The 1,105-nt window shown below is 42.9% G+C and carries 3 protein-coding genes; all 3 read left to right on the top strand.

The annotated features are described in order from the left end of the window. The coding region (locus H595_RS24490; RefSeq protein WP_205623275.1) for an HNH/ENDO VII family nuclease at window positions 1-393 on the top strand (393 nt) is incomplete at its 5' end. Beyond that, complete coding sequence (locus H595_RS23130; RefSeq protein ID WP_051220009.1) at window positions 374-820, top strand: ankyrin repeat domain-containing protein; 447 nt, start codon at window positions 374-376, stop codon at window positions 818-820. The genes H595_RS24490 and H595_RS23130, both read left to right, overlap by 20 nt. A gap of 104 nt (window positions 821-924) precedes the next feature. After that, window positions 925-1,105 (top strand): RHS repeat-associated core domain-containing protein (locus H595_RS24820; RefSeq protein WP_477996908.1); only part of this gene is annotated, 181 nt, incomplete at its 3' end.

Genomic DNA, 1,105 nt, shown 5'->3' with positions numbered 1-1,105 from the left:
TACCAGGTAGTAATAGAGGGCCGCTCCTTGGGCTGTGTCGATTACTGGCAGGTAGGGGCAGCAGCACTGCAAGGCGCGTTTACTGGGGGAGTTGGTAGCAGAAGCGACTTACATCGCCCATATGTACGTAAACATGTGAGAGAAACCGTTGAGTCAAGAGCAAAAAGGATGGCTGATGGGAGGTTTAGGGATGCAAATACTGGTTTGCCCATAAATGGTAAATATGATTTGGGGCATAAGCGTGGACATGAATTTAGACGAGAGAAAGTAAAAGCAGAAGCAGAGGGTCTTACCCAAAAGCAATTTAATGATAGGATGAATAATCCAAATTTATATCAGATTGAACACCCGAGTTTGAATAGGAGTCATAAATTTGAAAAGCCAGGCAAATAGAACTCTATTCGATGCTGTTTTTCGCAGTGATATAAATGCGGTACAGTTTATCTTAGACTCTGGATTTAGTGTTAACTCCCTCGATCAAGAGTTAAGGACACCATTAGTTCATGCAGTGATTGATCAGCAATTAGAATTAGCTTGCTTTCTTATTGGGAAAGGTGCAGAGGTGAATGTCAAAGACTTTCAGGGTATGACCCCACTGCATTTTGCTGCTCAAAACTACGATATAGAAATGTGTAAGTTATTAGTAGATCAGGGAGCTCTAATTGATGCAGTTGATGATATTGGAAATACACCGCTGTGGAGAGCTGAGTTTGAATCAGCAGGAGCTATTGAGCTTCAAGAGTTCCTAATTAAGAATGGTGCAAATGAGCAACTTCAGAACAATCATGGGATATCTCCTCAGAATTTACGAGAAGGGTAAGAAGATAAACTGAATTTCTGCTGTTGGTGTCAAAACAATGCCGCTTAATTGCGGCTTTGTTTTGACACCAACACCAAACCGGCCGCTGGACCAGTAAAGACCCAATCCGCTTTGGCGGAGGCGACAGTAACTTATACGGTTATGTACTGGGCGACCCGGTAAACTTTATTGACCCAACCGGCCAATTTGCTCAGTTTATTGTTGGTGCGGTATTTGGTGCCGGTGCCGATATCCTGTATCAAATGCTGGTAGAGGGTAAATCCTTTAGCTGTGTTGATTTTGGAT

It is taken from the genome of Rheinheimera baltica DSM 14885, assembly GCF_000425345.1.
Lineage (GTDB): Bacteria > Pseudomonadota > Gammaproteobacteria > Enterobacterales > Alteromonadaceae > Alishewanella > Alishewanella baltica.
This window is presented reverse-complemented; position numbering and strand designations above follow the sequence as displayed.